The 20,392-nt window shown below is 68.7% G+C and carries 21 protein-coding genes; 8 read left to right on the plus strand and 13 right to left on the minus strand.

Features of this window, described 5'->3' with window-relative positions; all coding sequences use genetic code 11:
* The first annotated feature begins 34 nt into the window (after window positions 1-34).
* From treZ to RXV79_RS13605, 3 genes are read left to right on the plus strand one after another with little or no spacing between them, the layout of a single operon-like run.
* Window positions 35-2,017, plus strand: a complete 1,983-nt coding sequence (gene treZ, locus RXV79_RS13595; RefSeq protein WP_316698101.1) for a malto-oligosyltrehalose trehalohydrolase — start codon at window positions 35-37, stop codon at window positions 2,015-2,017.
* On the plus strand, window positions 2,014-4,062 hold the full coding sequence (locus RXV79_RS13600) for an amylo-alpha-1,6-glucosidase (protein WP_316698103.1): 2,049 nt from the start codon (window positions 2,014-2,016) through the stop codon (window positions 4,060-4,062). The genes treZ and RXV79_RS13600 overlap by 4 nt, the downstream gene beginning before the upstream one ends.
* A 23-nt stretch (window positions 4,063-4,085) precedes the next feature.
* Entirely contained in the window at window positions 4,086-4,280 is a 195-nt protein-coding gene (locus RXV79_RS13605; RefSeq protein ID WP_316698105.1) for a hypothetical protein, read from the plus strand.
* A 7-nt stretch (window positions 4,281-4,287) separates the two neighbouring features.
* Here RXV79_RS13605 and RXV79_RS13610 read toward each other — a convergent pair whose 3' ends face one another.
* The 5 genes from RXV79_RS13610 to RXV79_RS13630 form a co-directional block, all read right to left on the minus strand.
* Window positions 4,288-6,222 carry a sensor histidine kinase, YfiR-like protein-associated gene (locus RXV79_RS13610; RefSeq protein ID WP_316698107.1) on the minus strand — a complete coding sequence of 645 codons (1,935 nt, stop codon included), beginning with the start codon at window positions 6,220-6,222 and terminating at the stop codon, window positions 4,288-4,290.
* The gene (locus RXV79_RS13615; RefSeq protein ID WP_316698109.1) at window positions 6,219-6,863 is read right to left on the minus strand and encodes a TOL_0243 family YfiR-like periplasmic protein; all 645 of its coding nucleotides are present in this window, start codon (window positions 6,861-6,863) and stop codon (window positions 6,219-6,221) included. The genes RXV79_RS13610 and RXV79_RS13615 overlap by 4 nt, the downstream gene beginning before the upstream one ends.
* 102 nt (window positions 6,864-6,965) lie before the next feature.
* Window positions 6,966-7,598 carry a dienelactone hydrolase family protein gene (locus RXV79_RS13620; RefSeq protein ID WP_316698111.1) on the minus strand — a complete coding sequence of 211 codons (633 nt, stop codon included), beginning with the start codon at window positions 7,596-7,598 and terminating at the stop codon, window positions 6,966-6,968.
* A gap of 7 nt (window positions 7,599-7,605) precedes the next feature.
* Window positions 7,606-7,728, minus strand: a complete 123-nt coding sequence (locus RXV79_RS13625; protein ID WP_316698112.1) for a hypothetical protein — start codon at window positions 7,726-7,728, stop codon at window positions 7,606-7,608.
* Between the two features lie 95 nt (window positions 7,729-7,823).
* Complete coding sequence (locus RXV79_RS13630) at window positions 7,824-8,324, minus strand: DUF2231 domain-containing protein (RefSeq protein WP_316698114.1); 501 nt, start codon at window positions 8,322-8,324, stop codon at window positions 7,824-7,826.
* A 310-nt stretch (window positions 8,325-8,634) separates the two neighbouring features.
* Here RXV79_RS13630 and RXV79_RS13635 point away from each other — a divergent pair, with 310 nt between their 5' ends.
* From RXV79_RS13635 to RXV79_RS13655, 5 genes are all read left to right on the plus strand, one after another.
* Window positions 8,635-8,844, plus strand: a complete 210-nt coding sequence (locus RXV79_RS13635) for a hypothetical protein (protein WP_316698118.1) — start codon at window positions 8,635-8,637, stop codon at window positions 8,842-8,844.
* 151 nt (window positions 8,845-8,995) lie between these two features.
* Window positions 8,996-10,234, plus strand: a complete 1,239-nt coding sequence (gene serA / locus RXV79_RS13640) for a phosphoglycerate dehydrogenase (RefSeq protein WP_316698121.1) — start codon at window positions 8,996-8,998, stop codon at window positions 10,232-10,234.
* Between the two features lie 107 nt (window positions 10,235-10,341).
* Complete coding sequence (locus RXV79_RS13645; protein ID WP_316698122.1) at window positions 10,342-11,013, plus strand: TetR/AcrR family transcriptional regulator; 672 nt, start codon at window positions 10,342-10,344, stop codon at window positions 11,011-11,013.
* 58 nt (window positions 11,014-11,071) lie between these two features.
* Window positions 11,072-11,551, plus strand: coding sequence for a flavin reductase family protein (locus RXV79_RS13650; protein ID WP_316698126.1), 480 nt, complete (start codon window positions 11,072-11,074; stop codon window positions 11,549-11,551).
* Window positions 11,552-11,579: 28 nt separating this feature from the next.
* Window positions 11,580-13,298, plus strand: a complete 1,719-nt coding sequence (locus RXV79_RS13655) for an ABC transporter substrate-binding protein (RefSeq protein ID WP_316698129.1) — start codon at window positions 11,580-11,582, stop codon at window positions 13,296-13,298.
* On the opposite strand, the gene RXV79_RS13660 is transcribed toward RXV79_RS13655, so the two are convergent.
* The 8 genes from RXV79_RS13660 to RXV79_RS13695 form a co-directional block, all read right to left on the minus strand.
* Complete coding sequence (locus RXV79_RS13660; protein WP_316698131.1) at window positions 13,292-13,843, minus strand: Spy/CpxP family protein refolding chaperone; 552 nt, start codon at window positions 13,841-13,843, stop codon at window positions 13,292-13,294. The genes RXV79_RS13655 and RXV79_RS13660 overlap by 7 nt on opposite strands.
* Window positions 13,844-13,869: 26 nt before the next feature.
* Complete coding sequence (locus RXV79_RS13665; RefSeq protein ID WP_316698133.1) at window positions 13,870-14,160, minus strand: copper-binding protein; 291 nt, start codon at window positions 14,158-14,160, stop codon at window positions 13,870-13,872.
* Window positions 14,157-14,678, minus strand: coding sequence for a cupredoxin domain-containing protein (locus tag RXV79_RS13670; RefSeq protein ID WP_316698135.1), 522 nt, complete (start codon window positions 14,676-14,678; stop codon window positions 14,157-14,159). Before RXV79_RS13670 ends, RXV79_RS13665 begins: the two co-directional genes overlap by 4 nt.
* Window positions 14,679-14,695: 17 nt before the next feature.
* The gene (locus RXV79_RS13675) at window positions 14,696-16,069 is read right to left on the minus strand and encodes a multicopper oxidase family protein (protein WP_316698137.1); all 1,374 of its coding nucleotides are present in this window, start codon (window positions 16,067-16,069) and stop codon (window positions 14,696-14,698) included.
* Window positions 16,070-16,079: 10 nt separating this feature from the next.
* Window positions 16,080-17,516 (minus strand): TolC family protein, encoded by a 1,437-nt coding sequence (locus RXV79_RS13680; RefSeq protein WP_316698138.1) that lies wholly within the window; start codon window positions 17,514-17,516, stop codon window positions 16,080-16,082.
* A gap of 114 nt (window positions 17,517-17,630) precedes the next feature.
* Complete coding sequence (locus tag RXV79_RS13685; protein ID WP_316698140.1) at window positions 17,631-18,032, minus strand: DUF2946 family protein; 402 nt, start codon at window positions 18,030-18,032, stop codon at window positions 17,631-17,633.
* 79 nt (window positions 18,033-18,111) lie between these two features.
* The gene (locus tag RXV79_RS13690; protein ID WP_316698142.1) at window positions 18,112-19,224 is read right to left on the minus strand and encodes a glutathione S-transferase family protein; all 1,113 of its coding nucleotides are present in this window, start codon (window positions 19,222-19,224) and stop codon (window positions 18,112-18,114) included.
* On the minus strand, window positions 19,225-20,376 hold the full coding sequence (locus tag RXV79_RS13695) for a porin (protein WP_316698144.1): 1,152 nt from the start codon (window positions 20,374-20,376) through the stop codon (window positions 19,225-19,227).
* Window positions 20,377-20,392 lie beyond the last annotated feature (16 nt).

Genomic DNA, 20,392 nt, shown 5'->3' on the forward strand with positions numbered 1-20,392 from the left:
CGGCCGGTGGCACCGTCTTTGCCGGGTAAAGGCAATGAACGGTCCGCCAGCGCTTTTCGAGTCAGATTTGCTCACCTGCCGCACCCATCTACCGATCGGTGCGCTGCCCTCGGCTGGTGACGCGGGCGTGTCGTTCCGGGTCTGGGCGCCCGAGCGCAGCACGGTCGAGGTGGCCCTCGACACCGGCTCGGGCGTGCAGCACCACGCTTTGCAGAAAGATGCACAAGGCTACTTCGCCGGGCTCGTGCGCGAGGCGCGCGCGGGCTCGCGTTATCGCTTCCGCCTCGATGGCGGGGCCGCGTATCCCGACCCCGCGTCGCGCTCCCAGCCCGAGGGGCCGCACGGCCCGTCCGAAGTGGTCGAGGCATCGCGATTCGAATGGGGCGATGCGGCCTGGCCCGGCCTGCCGCTCACAGGGCAGGTGCTCTACGAACTGCACGTGGGCACCTTCACCCGCGAGGGCACCTGGGCCGCCGCCATGCGCGAGCTGCCGGCACTTGCCGAACTCGGCATCACCGCGATCGAGCTGATGCCGGTGGCCGAATTCCCGGGCCGCTTCGGCTGGGGCTACGACGGCGTGTGCTGGTTCGCGCCCTCGCACCTCTACGGCACGCCCGACGACATGCGTCGCTTCGTCGACCGCGCGCATGCGCTCGGCCTCGGCGTGCTGCTCGACGTGGTCTACAACCACTTCGGGCCCGACGGCTGCTACCTGCGCGAGTTCGCCCCGGCCTACTTCAGCGCCAGCCGCCGCAGCGAGTGGGGCGACACGCCCAACTTCGACGGCCCGCTCGCACACGGCGTGCGCGACTTCGTGCTCGCCAACGTGGCGCACTGGATCGGCGAGTACCACCTCGACGGCCTGCGACTCGATGCCACGCAGAGCATCTTCGACGACTCCGCCCCGCACATCCTCGACGAGATCGGCCAGTGTGTGCGGCACAGCGCCGGCCCGCGCGCCACGCTCGTCGTCAACGAGAACGAGCCGCAACACGCGAAGCTCGTGCGCTCGCGCGAAGACGGTGGCCACGGGCTCGACATGGTGTGGAACGACGACTGGCACCACAGCGCCGTGGTCGCCGCCACCGCCCAGGACGAGGCCTACTACACCGACCACCGCGGCAACGCGCAGGAGTTCGTCTCGGCCGCGAAGTACGGCTTTCTGTACCAGGGCCAGTGGTACCGCTGGCAGGCGCAACGGCGCGGCGCCCCGGCCTACGACATCGCGCCGCTGCGCTTCGTGCACTTCCTCGAAAACCACGACCAGGTGGCCAACTCGGGGCGCGGCGAGCGGCTGCACCAGCAGTGCAGCCCGGCGCGCTGGCGCGCGCTGACCGCGCTGCTGCTGCTCGGCCCGCAGACGCCGATGCTGTTCCAGGGGCAGGAGTTCGCGAGCAGCACGCCCTTTCTCTTCTTCGCCGACCACCGCCCCGATCTCGCCGCGCAGGTGCTCAAGGGTCGGCGCGAGTTCACCGCCCAGTTCGCGAACCTCGCACCGGCAGACGTTGCCGACACGCTGGCCGTGCCGCACGAGGTGCTGAGCTTCGAGTCGTGCCGGCTCGACCACGGCGAGCGACACCGCGGTGCCCACGCCCAAGCGTGGCGGCTGCACTGCGACCTGCTCGCCCTGCGGCGCAGCGACCCCTGCCTGCGCCGCGCGCAGCAGCAGCGGCATGTCGATGGCGCGGTGCTCTCGCCCGACGCCTTCGTGCTGCGATTCTTCGGCGAAGCCGCGGGCGACGACCGCCTGCTCGTCGTCAACCTCGGCCGCACGTTGCACCTCGACCCGGTGCCCGAGCCCCTGCTCGCGCCACCGGCCTCTGGGGCGTGGCAGGTGGCGTGGTCGAGCCAGGACCCCCGCTACGGCGGCCTCGGCACGCTGCCGCCCGACGCCGCCGAGGCCGACCGCCAAGTGCCCGGCCGCGACGTCCCCCGCCCATTCGACAGCTGGCGCGTGCAAGGCGAGACCGCCCTGCTGCTCGCGCCAGCATCCAGACTCAAGGAGCAGCCCCTGTGAACCCTGCCGTTACCGCCTCCGTCGTGCGCCGTGTCGAACCGCACGTGCACGACCCCGACGTGGCTCTCGGCCGCGAATGGCTCGTCACCAACGGCATCGGCGGGTACGCCTCGGCCAGCATCGCCGGCCTCGGCACCCGCAAGTACCACGGCCTGCTGGTGTCGGCCCTGCCCAACCCGCTCGGCCGTACCGTCATGCTCAACCACCTGGTCGAGACCGTGGTGCTCGACGACGGCACGCGGGTGCAGCTGAGCGGTGAAGAGCGCACCGGAAGCCGCCTGTCGCTCCCCGGCGTGGAGCACCTGAAGGAATTCCGCCTCGAAGCCGGCCTGCCGGTGTGGACCTTCCAGCTCGACGGCCATGTGATCGAGAAGAGCGTGCTCATGCCGCACCGGCAGAACACCACGCTGCTGCTGTACCGCCTGCTCGAGGGCCGCTCGCGCCTGCGCCTCGAGCTGCGCCCCGCGCTGCACTTCCGCCACCACGAGGGGGAGCTCACCACCGAGCTGCAACCCAACTACCGCTACAGCCTGGGCGACGTGCACGAGATCACCTGCGACAACGGCCCCGCCACGCTGCGCCTGCGCGCACACGGCACCGAGGTGGCCTTCCAGCAGCAGGCCGAGGAGCTGACCGAGCTGCACTACCGCATCGAAGCCGAGCGCGGCTACCGGCACGAAGGCCGCCTGTGGAGCCCGGGTGTGCTGACGATGGCGCTGCCGCCGGGCGACACGGTGGCGCTCGTCGCGTCCACCGAGCCGATCGAGACCATGAACGCGATGTCGCCCGAAGAAGCCGTGGCCGCCGAGCTCGAGCGCCGCGCGCGCCTGCTGCGCCGCGCGCCGCGCGAAGCGCGCAAGGGTGTCGCGGCCGAGCTGGTGCTCGCGGCCGACCAGTTCATCGTCACGCCGGCCGGCCGCCAGCGCGACACCGCACGCGCCTGGGCCGAAGGCGACGAGATCAAGAGCGTGATCGCCGGCTACCACTGGTTCACCGACTGGGGCCGCGACACCATGATCAGCCTCGAAGGCCTGACCCTGTGCACCGGCCGCACGCAGGAGGCGGAAAGCATCCTGCGCACCTTCGGCCAGTACGTGCACGACGGCCTCCTGCCCAACATGTTTCCCGACGGCAGCAACCAGGGCCTGTACCACACGGCCGATGCCACGCTGTGGTTCTTCCACGCGCTCGACCGCTACCACGCGAGAACCGGTGACGACGCGCTGCTCGCGCGGCTGCTGCCGACGATGGTGCACATCGCCGAGAAGCACATCGAAGGCACCCGCTTCGGCATCGGCGTCGACCCGGAAGACGGCCTCCTGCGCCAGGGCGCCGAGGGCTACCAGCTCACCTGGATGGATGCCAAGTGCGACGGCTGGGTCGTGACGCCTCGCCGCGGCAAGGCGGTGGAGATCAATGCGCTGTGGTTCAACGCGCTGCGCGTGCTTTCGGGCTGGCTGCAATACGCCGGCCGCACGCGCGACGCCGAGCAGTACAACCGCCGCGCCGACCAGGTGCGAGAGAGCTTCAACCAGCGCTTCTGGTTCGCGCAAGGCGGTTACCTGTATGACGTGGTCGACGGCCCGCAGGGCAACAGCGCCGAATGCCGCCCCAACCAGATCTTCGCCGTCTCGCTGCCCCACCCCGTGCTCGACCGCAGCCGCTGGGCCGAAGTGCTGCAGGTGGTGCGGCAACGCCTGCTCACGCCGGTGGGCCTGCGGTCGCTCGCCCCCGGCAGCGCGAGCTACGCGCCGCGCTACTTCGGCAACCTGAAGGAGCGCGACGCGGCCTACCACCAGGGCACGGTCTGGGCCTGGCTCATCGGGCCCTGGCTCGATGCCTGGCGCAAGCAGCACCCGGGCGACGACGCCGGAGCACGCGCCTGGCTCGATGGCCTCGTATCGCACCTCGGTGACTTCGGCATCGGCTCGGTGGCCGAGGTGTTCGACGCCGAGATCCCCTACACCCCGCGCGGCTGCATCGCGCAGGCCTGGAGCGTGGCCGAGCTGCTGCGCCAGTTGCTGGCCTGCCGACCCGCACCTTGAACACGGCCGAGAAGAGACACCCGATGAGTGCACACGCCCCCGCCACGCCCCACCCCACCCCGAAAAGACCCGACGAACTCGACCGAGAGCGCCGTCTCCTGCTCGAACGGGCCCGCGAGCTCGGCGTGACTGCCGAAGAGTTGAGCGCGGAACTCGAAGCGCTCGCCTTGCAGGCCGAAGCGGTGTTGCACCGCCTGCGCGGCGGCCGCGTGCACTGAGCGCGCGTCAGAGGGCTGGCGGCGCCTCGGGCTGCCGCTCGGCGGCGTTGGCCAGCAGACCCCCCAGCACGGCCGGATCGACCGGCTTGGTGAGGTGGTGATCGAAGCCGGCGCGCATGGCCTCTTCGCGGTCGCGCGCCTGGCCCCAGCCGGTGATGGCCACGAGCAGCGTGGCGTCGAGGTCGCGCTCGGCGCGCAGCTTGCGCGCGAGTTCGTAGCCGTTGAGGTGCGGCATGCCGATGTCGAGCAAGGCGACCTCGGGCGGGTGGCGCTTCGCGGCGGCAAGCGCGGCGGCGCCATCGTGCACCACCTCGACGGTGTGGCCGAGGCCGCGCAGCAGCTCGGCGAGGCTGGTGGCGAAGTCGACGTTGTCGTCGGCCACGAGCAGGCGCATCGGCCGGGCCGCGCTGGCGGCCGGGCGCGGCTCGGGCGACGAGGCCGACGATGTGGTCGGCGATGTGGGCGATGAGGGCAGCCGGTCGACCGGCTCGAGCGGCAGCCGCACCATGAACCGCGAGCCCTTGTTGCGGCCTGCGCTGTACACGGTGATCTCGCCGCCGTGCAGCTGCACCAGCTGGCGCGCCAGCGTGAGGCCGATGCCGAGGCCCGCGCTGCCGCGCTCCAGGCTTTTGTCGCCCTGCTCGAAGAGATCGAAGATGCGGTGCTGCAAGGCCGGCTCGATGCCCAGGCCGCTGTCTTGCACCGCCACCTCGACCATGTCGTCGGTGCAGCTCACCGAGACCGCGATGCGCCCGCCCAGCGGCGTGTAGCGGCAGGCGTTGGTGAGCAGGTTGCTGAACACCTGCGCGAGCCGCGCCGCGTCGCCCGCCAGCGGCACCGTGATGCCGGGTTCTTCGAAGCTCAGCGAGAGGCCCTTGTCGCCGGCGAGCCCCTGGAACATCTCGACCGTGCCGCGCAGCAGGTCCACCAGCTCGACCCGCTCGATGCGCAGCGAGAGCTTGCCGGTCGACACGCGCGAGACGTCGAGCAGGTCGTCGATCAGGCGCACCAGCTGAGCGAGCTGCCGCTGCAGGATGGCCATCGACTTCTCGCGCACCTCGGGCGGGCTCTTCTCGCGCCGGATGAGCGCAAGCGCCGTGGTCATCGGGGCGAGCGGGTTGCGCAGCTCGTGCGCGAGCGTGGCGAGGAATTCGTCCTTGCGCCGGTCGGCCTGGCGCAGGCCCTGCTCGGCGCGCACCCGCTCTGCCATCTCGACTTCCAGCTCGCTGGTGCGCGCCTGCACCTCGGCCAGCATGTTGTTGAAGGCGTTGACGAGCACGCCGATGTCCTGGTACTCGGTCTCGCGCGCGCGCAGACCCCAGGCGCGCTTGGTCATCACCTCCTGCGCCACCTGCGTCATCTCGTCGAGCGGGCGGGCCACGCGGCGCAGCAGCCGGTTGAAGAAAAGCACCGCGATGCCCAGGCCCATCGACATCACCGCGATGAGGATGAGCCCGTAGGTCGCGATGCGCCCGAGCATGTCGTGCCCGCCTTCGATGTAGACCGTGCCCACGCGCTCGTCTTCATGCCGGATGGGGTAGGCGAGCGTCATCGACGAGCCGCTGAACACCACGCCGGCCCGCAGCAGCGCCGGGTCGACGGTGCTCGGCAGCGGCTCCTGGCCCTGCGCACGGAAGAAGGCGAAGACACGGCCGTCCTTGTCGTAGATGGCCGCCGTGTGGATGCGCTGCTGCAGGTGCAGGAGGGAGAGGTTTTCCTGGGCGGCGCGCGGGTCGTTGAACACCAGCGCCGCGGCGCTGTTGTGCGCGATGAAGTCGGCCTGCGTGCGCATCTCGGCCGCCCAGTTGCTGCGCGAGGTGATGTATTCGTAGGTGAGCAGCGCCGCCGAGCACACCAGCAGCACGAGAAAGGTGGTGAGCAGCGAGGCCCGCGTCAGCTGCGACTGCAGCGTGGTGAGCTTCATGGTGCCGTCGCGCTTCATTTCACCACCCGCTCGGCGAGCGGCAGCAGCCGCGAACTCAGGCGCAGGCCCGCGGCTTCGGCCGCCGGCACCGAGGCCTCGAAACGCACCCGGCCTTCGCTCTCGATGAAGCCCAGTGCCGCACCGCGCTCCAGGCCCTGCGGGAGATCGGTGATCACGAGCACGGGCCGGCCTTTGACTGCGGCAACCCATTCGCCCGCGCGCTTCGAGGCGCCTCGCCCGATCATCAGAATGTGCACTGCCGTGCCCTGCTTCGGCTCGGCCAGTTCCATGACCTGCATCGCGCGGTTCTGCACCAGCCGGCCGGCGACGACCTGCGCCAGCTCCTTGTGCAGGCCCGGTGCACCGACGATGCCGATCACGATCGGCGCATCGGCCGACGCGAAGCTGCTCACGGGCCACTCGACGAAGCCGGCGAAGCGATGCAGGTGGCCCGCCTTGGTCTCGTCGAAGGTGGGCGGCGGTGGCGGTGGTGCCGCCGATGCGGCCGCCCCTTGCGCAGACGCGCCCACGGCGGCACAGCACAGTGCGACCCCTGCCGACCAGCGCGCCAGCAGGCGCACCAGCCCGTGCCCGGCGAACTGCATGCAGGGTTGACGACGGAGTGCCAGGCTCATGGCGGCAGCAGCGGGCTCGGTCATGAAGCGGGCGATGGTAGCGCCGCGATCGGCCGTTTCTACGTCATTTCTACAGCCCGTTGCACTTGCACAAATGTGCGTTTCAAAGAGAGCCGGGCCGCTCGATCAACCCGCCGGCGCGAGGTGCCCCGTGAACCAGTCGCTCGCCAGCTGCGCCACCACGTCGAGCGTGCCGGCTTCGAGGAAATGGTGTGTCGCACGCGGCACCACATCGATGCGCTTCTCGCAGCGCATGCGCGTGAACGCTTGGCGGTTGATCTCGACGATCTCGGGGTCGCCCGCCGCGACCACCAGCAGCGTGGGAAGGCGCACGTCGCCCAGCACGTCGCTGGCGAGGTCGAGGCGCCCGCTGCGCGACACCAGCGCACGGATGCCACGCGGCCGGCACGCGGCCGATCGCAACATCGCCGCGGCGCCGCTGTCGGAGCCGAAGAGAAGGAGCGGCAGGTCGCGCACCGACGTGGGCAGCAGGTCGAGCGCATGGTCGAGCCGCTGCGCGAGCAGCTCGCTGTCGTTCAGGCGTTCGGCGTCGTCAGCTTCCTCGGGGGCGAGCAGGTCGAGGTCGAGCGTGGAGAAACCGCGCGCCTGCAGACGCAGCAGCACCGATTGCAGGCGCCTGGAGGTGTTCGCACCGCCGTGGGGGTGCACGCACACGATGAGCCCCTGCGCACCGCTGACCTGGCAAAGGTCGGCGGGTGCGAGCGAGGCGCCGAGTTGGACGATGGTGTGCTCCAGCATGAGGCCCCTATCGTCGGCGCGCGGGCTCGTCGGAGGTTTGCGCCTCCGCAAGGTCTTGCAGGCCGGCGTTCGTGGCCTCCGCGGACAAGGCCCACGTCTTGTCCAGCGTCATGACGTGCGGAATGTGCATGAATGGTTCCTTCCAGTTCAGAGGGTGATCAGGCGGCCGGCATCGGCGGCCGATGGTCTTTGCCGTGCTTCTATGGCATTAGCCCGCCGAGCCATTCAGGGGAAGTTGCTGCGGGCCTTGACGCGCGCGGCGGTGAGCGAACTCGGCGCATCGAGGTGCGCACCGTCATGCACGCCCACACCGAGCCGGTCGACCAGCTCGCCGCCGAGCCATGCGGTGATGAGCGAGAGGAAGGCACCACCGAACGAGAGCACGTGCGCCAGGATCTGCGGTACCTCGGGCGCATCGCGCCGCAACGCCCAGCTGCCGGCAAACAGCGCCAGCACGATGACGTTGCCGACCGCATGCAAGGCCCCCACCGACTTCGCGCGGGTGCCCTGAGGGATGGCCATCCAGTCGATCGTGCCGAATGGCGCGGCCACGAGGCCGGCGATCAGTCCACCCGCGATCAGGTAGTGCGCAACGACGGCCATCACCGGACTGTCGAGCACCCGGTGCAGCACATCGAAGGCGACAGAGGCGCCGAGCAGGCCGAGCGGGAACACCACCAGCATCTGGTGGATCGGGTGTCCGAAAAGACGGGCTTTGCTTTCCATGGTCAATTCCTTTCAGTGGCGATGCGCCGATGCGCGAGATGCCGCAATTTCTTCATCTTCCCGGGTGCTCAGCCGGCACCCAGGCTATTGGCCACGGCGGCCAGCAGGAAGAAGGCACTCATGAGGAAGAAGGCTGCCGCCTGGCCATGAACTGTTCCGATGCGTTTCAAGGTGGGTCTCCTACAAGTTCCGTGATACGAAAGCCCGGCAAGCCGTGTGCACACGCAACACGCAAAAGCCGCGCACCCGGCACGGCAGTTGCCGGATGGAAGCACCGGAATCTTTCCGGCATCACTGAAGGAGATCGCAAATGACTCAACAGAACCGGGACCAGCAAGACCAGGCCAATCAAGCCAACCAGCAAGGCCAGCAAGGCGGCGGCAGCCGCAGTGGCCAGCAGCAGCAACAAGGTGGCCAAGGCGGTCAGCAGCAAGGCGGCCAGCCACGGCGCCAGGAAGGTGGCCAGCAAGGCAACCAGGCCGACCGCGACCAGGACCGCCAGCGCGACCAGGAGCGCTGAAACCGGAACGCGCGTTCCCTCGACGGTCGACCCGCGTTGACCCGAGGCCCGCGCAGCGTCCGCCCTTCACGGGGCGGGCGCATCTGTGCGTCTGCACCCTGGGTTGGCACCGCGCCGACTGAGGGCATGGCAGGTGGTCAACAATGCGCGCATGACCACGCCACCTCGACTCTCCGTTCCGAAGAACAAGCTCAAGTTCGTCCTGCTCGAAGGCATCCACCCCTCGGCGGTAGACCTCATCAAGCGCGACGGCTACTCCGAGGTCGTGACCTCGCCCAAGGCCCTGGCCGGCGAAGCGTTGCGCGAGGTGCTGGCCGATGCGCACTTTCTCGGCATCCGCTCGCGCACGCAGCTCACCGCCGAGGTGCTGCGCGCCGCGCCCAAGCTCACCGCGGTGGGCGCCTTCTGCATCGGCACCAACCAGATCGACCTGCCGGCGGCAATGCAGCTGGGCATCCCGGTCTTCAACGCGCCGTTCTCCAACACGCGCAGCGTGGCCGAGCTGGTGCTGGCCGAGATCATCATGCTGATGCGCGGCATTCCGCAGAAGAATGCCCTGCTCCACCGCAATGGCTGGTCGAAGAGTGCCGAAGGTTCGTTCGAGGTGCGCGGCAAGACGCTCGGCATCGTGGGCTACGGCCACATCGGCACCCAGATCGGCGTGCTGGCCGAACAGCTTGGCATGGTGGTGGTGTTCCACGACATCGAATCGAAGCTCACGCTCGGCAACGCGCGCCAGCTCGCCAGCCTCGACGAGGTGCTGACGCGCTCCGACGTGGTCACGCTTCACCTGCCCGAGCTGCCCTCCACCAAGGGCCTGATGGGGCGCGCGCAGATCCAGGCCATGAAGCCCGGCGCACACCTCATCAATGCCTCGCGTGGCACGGTGGTCGACATCGACGCGCTCACCGAAGCGCTGGAGAGCGGCCACCTGGGCGGTGCCGCGATCGACGTCTTCCCGGTCGAGCCGCAGGGCAACGATTCGGCATTCGAATCGCCGCTCACCCGCTTCGACAACGTGATTCTCACGCCGCACATCGGCGGCTCCACGCTCGAAGCCCAGGCCAACATCGGCCGCGAGGTGGCCGACAAGCTCATCCGCTACAGCAACAACGGCTCCACCACCTCGGCGGTCAACTTCCCCGAGGTGGCGCTGCCCGAGCACACGGGCAGCAGCCGGCTGCTGCACATCCACCGCAACGTGCCGGGCGTGATGGCGCGCGTGAACGAGCGGCTCTCCAAGGCTGGCGTCAACATCGCGGCGCAGTACCTCAGCACGCGTGAAGACGTGGGCTATGTCGTGATCGACGTGGACAGCGGCTCCCCCGAGGTGGCGATGGCCGACCTGTGCAGCCTGCCCGACACGATCCGCTGCCGCATCCTGTATTGATCTGGATCGCTGCCGCGCAGGGCGCGACAGCGGGTTGATCTGGATCGCTGCCGCGCAGGGCGCGACAGCGATATGCTCTCGGCCGCCCCCACGACCGAGAAAACAGAGTGTCCACCGCTGCCGCCCCCCGTGCCCGCCGCATGGCCCCCGAAGAGCGCCGCGAGCAGCTGCTCGACAGCGCCGTGGCCTACGTCCTCGAACGAGGACTCTCCGATTTCTCGCTCGAGAAGGTGGCCGCGATCGCAGGCGTGAGTGTGCCGCTGATCTACAAATACTTCCCGAAGCGGGAAGACATCCTGAAGGCCGTGCTCGAGCGCGAGTACCAGTACCTCGGCGCCCGCAAGCTCTCGGCCCTGCCGGCCGACACGCCGCTCGAGCCGCTGATCCGCAACTCGCAGAAGCACGGCTTCGAATATCTCTATGAACGCGGCCCGATCATCCGGCTGCTGGCGGCCGACCGTGCCGTCTTCGACCTCGTGCGCCGCCGCGGCAAGGACGAGCGCTCCGCCATCACCGAGCACTTCATCGACCGCATCGTCGAGACCTATGGCGTGCCGCGCCAGGTGGCGCTGGTGTGCTCGATCCTCGTGGTCAATGCGCCCATCCTCTCGGGCCGGGCCCTGAAACGCGCCGGCGTGACCGCCGAGGAAGCCGCCAACATCTGGACCGACTTCGCCCTCGGCGGATGGGAAGGCCTGCAAAAGCGCTTCGAGGCGAAGCGTGCGCCCGAAGAAGCCGCGCCCAAACGAAAAAGCAAGGCCACCAAGGCCAAGGCCTGAGCGCGCTTCAGGGCTTCTGCTGACGCCTCGTTAGTAGAACCAATCTATATTAACGGGCATGTTCAGCCCGCAAGACTTTCGTTCGGCGCTCGGCCATTTCGCCACCGGCGTCACCGTCGTCACCTGCCGCGATGCGGAGTTCGGCCTCGTCGGGCTCACCGCAAGCTCCTTCAACTCGGTGTCGCTCGCGCCGCCGCTCGTGTTGTGGAGCCTGGCGCACACCGCCTCGTCGAGCCCCATGCTCAAGCGCGGCACGCACTACGCCATCAACGTGCTCGCGGCCGATCAGCAGTGCCTGGCAGAACGTTTCGCTCGCAAGAACGTCGACCGCTTCGCGGGCATTCCCTGGCGCACAGGGATTTGCGGCGCCCCTATCCTCGACGGCGTGGCAGCGGTCTTCGAGTGCTTCAACCGGAGTCGATACGAAGAAGGCGACCACACCATCTTCGTCGGCGAGGTCGAGCGCTGCGAGCGCCGCGACGATGCCGAACCCCTCGTCTTTCATGCGGGCCGCTTCTGCACTGCGCTGGCGCGCTGATCCGTTGACCTCCATGCCTGATCGCTCCATGACGAACTCGACTTCCATCCCCTCGCGGCGCCGTGCGTTTGTCGCGGCAGCCCTGCTGTCTGTCGCGCCCGTGTGCGCGCTCGCGCAGGGCACCGCCGCCGAACCACCGCAGTACGGCGGCGGGCTCAACATCGGCACGCTGATGTACACGCTCAACGCCGGCTCGTTCGACCCGGCCGACTGGTCGTGGAAGCTCAACAACGACGTGGGCCTCGCCTACGAGCAGCTCATCGCGGCCGACCTGTCGAAAGCCAAGGGTGCCCACGGCGGCCCGCACCGTTTCATCTCCGATGCCTGGCTGCCGCACGACGGCATGCGCGGCGAGCTGGCCGAGAGCTGGAAGATGCTCGACAACCCGCTGCGCGTGGAGTTCACGCTCCGCAAGGGCGTGATGTTCCCGGCCAAGCCCGGTGTGATGGAAGCGCGCGAGCTCACCGCCGAAGACGTGGTGTTCAGCTTCAACCGCCTCAACACCAGCCCGAAGAAGATCCCCGGCTACTTCGACCACGTGGCCAAGGTCGAGGCCACGGGCAAGCACACCGTCGTCTTCACCTTCAAGAACTACAACTCCGAGTGGGACTACCGCTTCGGCTGGGGCTACTACTCCGCCATCGTGCCCAAGGAGGTGGTCGCCGCCGGCGCCAACAACTGGAAGAACGTGAACGGCACCGGCCCCTTCATGCTCACCGACTACATCCAGGGCAACTCGTCGACCTTCACCAAGAACCCCAACTACTGGGACAAGGAAAAGATCGGTGGCAAGGAGCACAAGCTGCCCTTCGTCGACAAGATCAGCTACCGCGTCATCAAGGAAGAAGCCACTGCCCTCACCGCGCTTCGCACCGGCAAGCTCGACGTGCTCGAGCTCGTGAGCTGGTCGGCCATCGATGAGCTGAAGAAGACCGCGCCCAAGCTCAAGACAGCGCGCTGGCTCGGCATCTCGGGCACGGTGATCGGCATGCGCGTCGACACCAAGCCGCTCGACGACGTGCGCGTGCGGCGCGCACTCAACATGGCCATCGACAAGCAGGCCATCATCAAGGGCTACTACGGCGGCAATGCCGAGATGTTCGTGCACCCGCAGCACCCCGACTACACCGGCTACTACGAGCCGCTGTCGGCCATGCCGGCGTCGATCCAGGAGCTGTACACCTACAACCCCAAGAAGGCCAAGGAGCTGCTGACGCAGGCCGGCTACCCCAATGGCTTCGAGTTCAAGGTGCAGGTCAGCGGGAACACGCAGAACCACGACCTCGTGACGCTGGTCTCGGCCTACCTCGAAAAGGTGGGGGTGAAGGTCAAGCTCGTGATCACCGAGCCGGGCGCGATGCAGAAGGCGCTCTTCACCGGCACCAACGAGCCCGGCTTCTATTTCGTCAACACCATCACCAACCCGACCACATCGCTGCGCAAGAACTTCACCAGCAAGGCGACCTTCAACCCCTCGCGCTGGAAAGACCCGAACTTCGACAAGAAGATGGAAGAGATCGTCGCCGAACCCGACGAGAAGATCCGCCAGGTGAAGGTCAGGCTGTTGACGCGCGAGATCCTCGATCAGGCGCCCTACATCTGGCTGCCCACGCCCTATGTCTACACCGCCTGGTGGCCGTGGGTGAAGAACTACGGCGGCGAGCTGCGTGCGGGTGCCGAGCGGCCCGGCCCGATCCACAGCCGCATGTGGGTGGACCAGGCGCTCAAGAAGAAGATGGGCTACTGACGGGTGTAGCCGCGCAGCTGGTTGTAGGCCACAACCTGCTCCTGAGAAAGCAGCGCCTTCGTCTGCAGGTGCGCGACCAGATGCACGGCGCGCAGCTGGCCCTGGAGTTCGCCGATGCGCGCCGCCGATTCGCGCACCAGCGCCTCATCGGCCGCACCCGAGGCGAAGGCGCGGTCCAACCGGGATTCGGCCTCGACCACCTGGCGCCCGAGCGATTGCGCCTGCTCGCGCATCGCGGCGGTGATGCGCTCCAGCTGCGCCGCCTGAGGCGGGGTGACCTTCAACGGCTCGCGCAACTGCAGCACGTGCAGCGGCCCGGGCACGCCGTTGAGTTCGGCCGGCAGCGACGCTCCCATGCCCCTGCCCTCGTGCAGATCGGCGATCTGCTCGCTGGAGAGCGCCTTGATCGCGCGGCTTTCCATGCCGCTGTAGCCACTGTGGGTGTGTGATTTGGGGTTGTGCTCGGCGTGCACCGGCGTCATGGCGCCTGCCATGCCCCCGGACACCACGCCAACGACGAGCAAGGCCAGCAGGAATGAACGCATGGTGGTCTCCTTGGAACGGATGCAGCTCATTTGGCCGCCTGGATCGACGTGACGGTGAAGGCGCCGTTCACCTTGTCGGCGGTGAACTTCACCTTGTCGCCCTGTTTCACGGCGTCGAGCAGCTTGGCATCCGAGACGCGGAAGACCATGGTCATGCCCTCCATCTCGAGGTTGGGAATCGGCCCGTGCTTGAGCGTGATCTTTCCCTGCTCCTTGTCGATCTTGCGCACCTCGCCATTCACGAGCGGCGCGGACTGGGCGAAGGCGGATGCGGAGAACGCCACGGCGATCGTGGCCACGAAAGATGCGAGTTTCATGAGGACTCCTTGGAACGCTGGGGTTTGGAAGTGACGGTCACTTTGCCGACCATGCCGGCCTCGAAGTGACCCGGGATCAGGCAGGCGAACTGGAAGACACCCGGCTTCGTGAACTGCCAGACGATCTCGCCGCTGGCGCCGGGCTTGACGTGCGCCATGTGCGGCTCGTCGTGTTCCATGCCGGGGTGCTTCTTCATCATCTCGGCGTGCTTCCTGAGTTCATCGGGCGTGCCGAGCACCATCTCGTGCAGCACCTGGCCCTTGTTGGTGGCGACGAGCCGCACCGTCTCGCCACGCTCGACGGTGATCTCGGCCGGCGTGAAGCGCATGGTGTCGGCCATCTCCACGCGGATGGTGCGTCGTGCCTTGGCGGGGTCACCCTCGCGGCCGAAGGCGGTGTCTTCGACCCGGCTGGCGTCGAAGGAGCGCGCCGTGCCGGCGTGCGGGGCGTCGCCGTGGGCGAAGGCGGCTGCCGCGCTGAACGCAGCGGACACGAGCATGAGCTTCAAGGTGAACATGGGGCTGTCCTTTCGAATCAATGGTGGCCTTCGTGGCCGCCCGTGGGCTTGCGCACGTCGAGCGTCTTCGCATCGGGCTTGGGGGCGTCGGCCCGCGTCGGCGCGGGCACTTCGCCGGTGTACTCGTAGGCCACGCTGCCCTGCGGGTGCTTGAACCAGCCCGGGTCCTTGTAGCTGCCACGGGCCACGTCGTCGCGCACCTTCACCACGCTGAACATGCCGCCCATCTCCAGCGGGCCGAAGGGGCCGGTGCCGGTCATCATCGGCAGCGTGTTGTCGGGCAGCGGCATCTCCATCGAGCCCATCTCGGCCATGCCCTTGTCGCCCATCACCATGTAGTCGGGCACGAGCTTGGCGATGCGCTCGGCCACGCCCTTGTGGTCGACGCCGATCATGTTGGGCACGTCGTGCCCCATCGCGTTCATCGTGTGGTGCGACTTGTGGCAGTGGATGGCCCAGTCGCCAGCGATCGCATCGAACTCGAAAGCGCGCATCTGGCCCACGGCCACGTCGGTCGTCACCTCGGGCCAGCGTGCCGAGGGCGGCACCCAGCCGCCATCGGTGCCGGTCACCACGAAGTGCGGCCCGTGCATGTGGATGGGGTGGTTGGTCATCGTGAGGTTGCCCACCCGCACGCGCACGCGGTCGCCGGTGCGGCACACCAGCGGGTCGATGCCGGGGAAGACGCGGCTGTTCCAGGTCCACAGGTTGAAGTCGGTCATCTCGGCCGTCTTCGGCGTGGCAGCGCCGGGCTCGATGTCATAGGCGGCGAGCAGGAAGACAAAGTCGCGGTCGACGCGCATCTGCCGCACGTCCTTCGGGTGGATGATGAACATGCCCATCATCCCCATCGCCATCTGCGTCATCTCGTCGGCATGCGGGTGGTACATGTGCGTGCCCGGGCGCAGCAGCGTGAATTCGTAGACGAAGGTCTTGCCGGGTGCGATCTGCGGCTGCGTGAGGCCGCCCACGCCGTCCATGCCGTTGGGCAGCAGCACGCCGTGCCAGTGCACCGCCGTGTGCTCGGGCAGCTTGTTGGTGACGAAGATGCGCACACGGTCGCCTTCCACGGCCTCGATGGTCGGCCCCGGGCTCGAACCGTTGTAGCCCCAGAGCTTGGCCTTCATGCCGGGCGCCATCTCGCGCACCACCGGCTCGGCCACGAGGTGGAACTCCTTGACGCCGTTGTTCATGCGCCAGGGCAGCGACCAGCCGTTGAGCGTGGCCACCGGGTTGTACGGGCGGCCGTTGGGCGGCACGAGCGGGGGCTGCATCGTCGGCGAAGTCTGGTAGACCGCTTCGGGCAATGACGCCGCGCCGACGCGGCTGACCGCGGTGGCGCCGAGCGCCAGGGCGCCGGCGGTGCGGAAGAAATCTCTGCGTTGAGACATGGTCGTTCTCTCAGTGGCCGGCCGGCGCTTCGGCGCCGGTAGCCGGTGTCATGGACGAGGCGGCGCTCGCAGCGGGCGAGCGGCCGGTGAGCGCGGTCTGCAGATTGGTCTCGGCGACCCAGAAGTCGCGCAGGGCCTGCACGTATTCGGTGACGCTCCTCACCTGCTCGCGCGAATCGGCCAGCAGCTCGAAGACGCCGATGAGCATGCCGTTGTAGCGAAGCAGGTTCTCTTCCGAGATGCGCTTGCGAAGCGGCACCACCTCGTCGCGGTAGTGCCGCGCGAGCTCATACGCGGTGCGGTAGGCGCCATACGACTCGCGCACCTCCGAGCGGGCGTTGAGCGCCACCTCCGCCGTGCGGTGCACCGCCTGCATGTAGGCGGCCTCCGCACGCCGGCTGCGCACGCTGCCGAAGTCGAAAAGCGGCAGCTCCAGTTCCAGCTCGTAGCCGTTGGCGCGCGGGCTGTCGGTCTCGCTCTTGTTCTGGTAGCCCACGTGGAGCGCATTGACGAAGCGCGTGGCGCGGGTGAGCCCGAGCGACTTGGCCGTGGCTTCGGTGCCGCGCTTGGCCATCAGGACGTCGAGGCGCTTGTCGAGGGCGGTCTGCTCGGCGTCTTTCGGCTCGGTGGGCGCTTCGGGCAGGTCGGGCAGACGCTCGGGCAGCGTGAAGCACAGTTGATCGCCCGAGAGGCCGAGCAAGCGCGTGAGCCGCTCGCGGTCGGCCAGGGCCTGCTGCTGCGCACGCGCGAGCCCAGCCGTCGCGTCGGCCTGGAACGACTGCTCGCGCATCTGCGCCAGCTTGTTGAAGTTGCCCGCGGCGAGCATGCGCCGGGCCAGCTCGCTGGAGGCATCGGCCGCATCCTTCACCTGCTGGAAGTAGCGCACCAGCTCCTGCGAGGCCACGGCGTTGAAGTAGGCACGGCGGGTGTCCGAGGCCACGCCCACCGCCTCATACGCCGCCTGGAACTGCGACTGCTCGAACTGGCGCTGCTGCGCCTTCCGGGCCATCGGCATCGTGACGAGGCTCAGCACGTCGAACATGATCGCGCGCTCGATCTCGACCACGCCGGCGGCGGCGAGCCGGCCGAAGCTGAACACCGGGTTGCGCATGCGCCCGGCCTGCACGAGGTCGGCCTCGGCCACGCCGAGCTGGCTGAAGCTCGCCTGCAGGCCACGGTTGTTGAGCAGCGCGAGCTCGACGGCGCCATCGGCGGTGAGCGGTGCCTTGAGAAGCTCCGCCACGCGGGCGCTGACGGTGTCGGCTTGGTCAGGCGAGCGCTGCAGGCTCACCCGCTGGCCCGTGCGCTCACGCGTCAGCTCGGAGACCGCACCCATGCCGCCATCGGGCGAAAACGAGGCGCAGCCCGCGAGCAAGATCACCGCGGCCGAGGCGGCCACGGTGAGGCGGGCCCCTGCGGGCACACGCCGTGGAAGTGTGTGGTTCATGGTGTGGAAGACATCTGAGTCGCCCTCTCGAACCCCAGTGAGGGATCGGTCGGGCCGTGCCCGTGCGTCGTGCGCACGAGCGCCATCGGGCCTCGCGCGGAGGCCCCCGATGGGTCAGATGCTTCGGGGTGGGCGCTCGGGGCCGCCCGACTGGAACGTGGGCGCCGGCGCGTCGAGGTCGGCGAACTGCGTGGCGCCCACCGTGGCCGGCTCGGGGAGCTGGGGCACGGCGCTCGGCAACGGGGTGGCCGAGCAGAAGGCCGAGCACATGGTGCACTTGTTGTCGTGGCCGGCGCCATCGTGGTGGGCCTCGCCGGCGCCGGCAGCCTCGCCATGATGGGCGTGCGCCGCCTCGGCGCCCGCGTGGTGATGCCCGTGATGCTCAGGGGCGTCGACACGCTGCTCGGCATGGCCCGACGTCCCCATCGGCCCGCACAGCATGGCCGCCGCCATGCCCCCGCGCACGGGGAGCAAGGCAACGAGCAAGACGATGAGCCAGAGGCGGAGCTGCTTCACGACGGCGAGGTTATCAGAGGGCCTCGTCACAAGGCATGACGGGATGAGGGGCACTCTAAAGCTTCCCCCCGTGGCAAGGTCAAGCCAGGGCAACGCTCAGCCCGCTGCGCACCAGTCGCGGCGGGCCCTGGTAGTCACGGAAGGCCTGGCCGCCGATGCTGTCGAGCCAGGCGTTGGCCCGCACGCGCTCGCTGCCGGAGAGGCTGACGTAGACGTCGCGCGCGCGCTGCATCATCCAGAGGCTGTAGGGCCGCACGATGCGCTCGCCCTCCTCGCCTTCGAGCACGAAACGGTGCGAGCCGATCGCGCGCGGAATGCGCTCGCCCGGGTGGCTCGCGAGCCAGGCTTCGAGGTGGCGGGCACTGTCGGCCAGCACCGGCATCTGCTCGCGCATCTGGCGGCGCAGCACCGGCAGCAGCGTGGGCGCGATCTCGTCGCCGGGAAGGAAGTCGCCGGCGAGCGGCGCTGTCTGCGTCTCCAGCCGCTGCACCCAGCGCGCCACGTTCGGCGCAAGCCGGCGCATCAACGCGCCGCTGGCCGGGTCTCGGTACTGGTGGGCGTAGAGCGGGCCGTAGAGGCCGAAGTCGGCGGTCGACGGTCGCGTGCCGAGCGCATACGGCAGCTGCGAGAAATGGGCATCGAGTTCGGCCAGCAGCGCCTCATATGAACGCTCCACTGCCTGCTGCATCGCCGGTGTGGCCGCGCCCAGCAGCACGGCGGCCTGGGCGAACGGGCCGGCGCGCTTGGTGCCGATGGCGAGCTGCTCCTCGGGTGTCGCATGCGGCATGCTGAGTTCGCCGAAGGCGCGCATCGCCCACTCGCGGTTGTGGTGCCAGCGGTAGTGCATGGCCGGAATCACCAGCCATTCATCGCCATAGAGTTCCAACAGCGCAGCGGCCAGGCGCTGCACGCCGGTGGCGGGCACCACGGCCGGCCCGCCTTGCCGCGCCTCCAGCGCATCGATGATGTCGGTGCTGTCTTGCAGGGTCTCGCCGCGGTCGCTCGTGACGACCGGGATGACGGCGAACCCCACGCGCGGCAGGATCACCTCCTTGTAGACCTCGGCGCTGGCGAGCACCTCCCGGTAGGGGAGCTGCTTCCAGTCGAGATAGGCGCGGACCTTGCCGGTGAAGTAACTGATCGGCGAGCCGTAGAGGGTGTAGTGGGGGCTGTCGTAGATGGGGTCAGGCATTCAGAAATTGTGCGCGATGCCCGCCTGGATCGCCCGCGCCGTGCCGCCCGCCACCGGGTTGAAGCCCGAGGAGATGTAGTTGTAGCTCGCGGTGTTCTTGTTCTCGATCTGCACGGCCGTCACGTAGACCGCGGTGCGCTTGGAGAGGTTGTTGGTCACGCCGAGCGCGATCTGCCGCGAGTCGGCGTTCTCGCGCCCCTTGTCGTCGCGCAGCACATACGAGGCCTTGAGGGTGTACGTGCTCAGGCCCCAGCTCACGCCGACGAGCGAGTCGGTCACCTCGCGGTCGAGTTCGGTGCCGATGCTGGGCGTGGCCAGCGAGCCATAGCGGTCGAGCGTCTGCGAGTGGCGGAAGCCCATGATCTTCACGTTACCCGGCAGTGTGTACCAGGCGCCGAGCGACCACACCATCAGCTTGTTGTCGGACGAGACCGTGGGCGCAGTGAGCGCGGTGCCCATGTCGGTGAGCGGCGCATCGGTGCGCGAGATGCCGCCGGCCACCAGCAGCGGCCCGTTGAGGTAGGTGCTGCCGATGCCCATGAAACGCGGGCCCGTGCCCTCGCCTGCCGCGCCTTGCACATACACCTGCAGCCCGTTCACCCAGCTGCGGGGGATGTGATAGGCCACCGAGTTGCTCACCCGCACGAGCGTGGGCAGCGCAAGCGTGCCCTTGTAGATGGGCTGGTGGTTGACCGAGCTGCCCACACCGGCGGTGCCCCACGGGTCGAAGTACGCGACCGGCGCAAACGGCGGCGTGTAGTCGCGCCCGAAGCGCACTTCGCCCATCGGTGTGAAGAGGCTCACCGTCGCCTTGCGGTTCCAGGTGAGGCCGCCACCCGTGCTCGAGCCGGTGACGCGGTTGTTGGTGTTGGTGGGCACGCCGTTGCCGGTGTCGCTGCTTGCCTGCGATTCCAGATAGAAGTGCGCGCGGTAGCCGCCACCCAGGTCTTCGTTGCCGGTGAAGCCGATCTTGGTGACGTAGTTGCCGGCATCGCGCACCTGCCACATGCTGCCGCGCCCTTCCGAGCGCACGCGGGTCACATTGCCGTCGACACCGCCGAAGATGGTGACGCTCGACTGCGCCGAGGCGCCCACAGCCGCGAGCGCGCCCGCCAAGGCCACGGCCGCACGGGCCGCGCTTGTGCATTTCATGTTTGTCTCCTCGATG

The organism is Piscinibacter gummiphilus (genome assembly GCF_032681285.1).
GTDB lineage: Bacteria > Pseudomonadota > Gammaproteobacteria > Burkholderiales > Burkholderiaceae_C > Rhizobacter > Rhizobacter gummiphilus_A.

What these genes read in the sequence shown, in the direction of transcription:
- treZ (WP_316698101.1), top strand. Translation starts at nt 35, where the DNA reads ATGAACGGTCCGCCAGCGCTTTTCGAGTCAGATTTGCTCACCTGCCGC.
- RXV79_RS13605 (WP_316698105.1), top strand. Translation starts at nt 4,086, where the DNA reads ATGAGTGCACACGCCCCCGCCACGCCCCACCCCACCCCGAAAAGACCC.
- RXV79_RS13610 (WP_316698107.1), bottom strand. Translation starts at nt 6,222, where the DNA reads ATGAAGCGCGACGGCACCATGAAGCTCACCACGCTGCAGTCGCAGCTG.
- RXV79_RS13615 (WP_316698109.1), bottom strand. Translation starts at nt 6,863, where the DNA reads ATGACCGAGCCCGCTGCTGCCGCCATGAGCCTGGCACTCCGTCGTCAA.
- RXV79_RS13620 (WP_316698111.1), bottom strand. Translation starts at nt 7,598, where the DNA reads ATGCTGGAGCACACCATCGTCCAACTCGGCGCCTCGCTCGCACCCGCC.
- RXV79_RS13625 (WP_316698112.1), bottom strand. Translation starts at nt 7,728, where the DNA reads ATGCACATTCCGCACGTCATGACGCTGGACAAGACGTGGGCCTTGTCC.
- RXV79_RS13630 (WP_316698114.1), bottom strand. Translation starts at nt 8,324, where the DNA reads ATGGAAAGCAAAGCCCGTCTTTTCGGACACCCGATCCACCAGATGCTG.
- RXV79_RS13635 (WP_316698118.1), top strand. Translation starts at nt 8,635, where the DNA reads ATGACTCAACAGAACCGGGACCAGCAAGACCAGGCCAATCAAGCCAAC.
- serA (WP_316698121.1), top strand. Translation starts at nt 8,996, where the DNA reads ATGACCACGCCACCTCGACTCTCCGTTCCGAAGAACAAGCTCAAGTTC.
- RXV79_RS13650 (WP_316698126.1), top strand. Translation starts at nt 11,072, where the DNA reads ATGTTCAGCCCGCAAGACTTTCGTTCGGCGCTCGGCCATTTCGCCACC.
- RXV79_RS13655 (WP_316698129.1), top strand. Translation starts at nt 11,580, where the DNA reads ATGACGAACTCGACTTCCATCCCCTCGCGGCGCCGTGCGTTTGTCGCG.
- RXV79_RS13660 (WP_316698131.1), bottom strand. Translation starts at nt 13,843, where the DNA reads ATGCGTTCATTCCTGCTGGCCTTGCTCGTCGTTGGCGTGGTGTCCGGG.
- RXV79_RS13665 (WP_316698133.1), bottom strand. Translation starts at nt 14,160, where the DNA reads ATGAAACTCGCATCTTTCGTGGCCACGATCGCCGTGGCGTTCTCCGCA.
- RXV79_RS13670 (WP_316698135.1), bottom strand. Translation starts at nt 14,678, where the DNA reads ATGTTCACCTTGAAGCTCATGCTCGTGTCCGCTGCGTTCAGCGCGGCA.
- RXV79_RS13675 (WP_316698137.1), bottom strand. Translation starts at nt 16,069, where the DNA reads ATGTCTCAACGCAGAGATTTCTTCCGCACCGCCGGCGCCCTGGCGCTC.
- RXV79_RS13680 (WP_316698138.1), bottom strand. Translation starts at nt 17,516, where the DNA reads ATGAACCACACACTTCCACGGCGTGTGCCCGCAGGGGCCCGCCTCACC.
- RXV79_RS13690 (WP_316698142.1), bottom strand. Translation starts at nt 19,224, where the DNA reads ATGCCTGACCCCATCTACGACAGCCCCCACTACACCCTCTACGGCTCG.
- RXV79_RS13695 (WP_316698144.1), bottom strand. Translation starts at nt 20,376, where the DNA reads ATGAAATGCACAAGCGCGGCCCGTGCGGCCGTGGCCTTGGCGGGCGCG.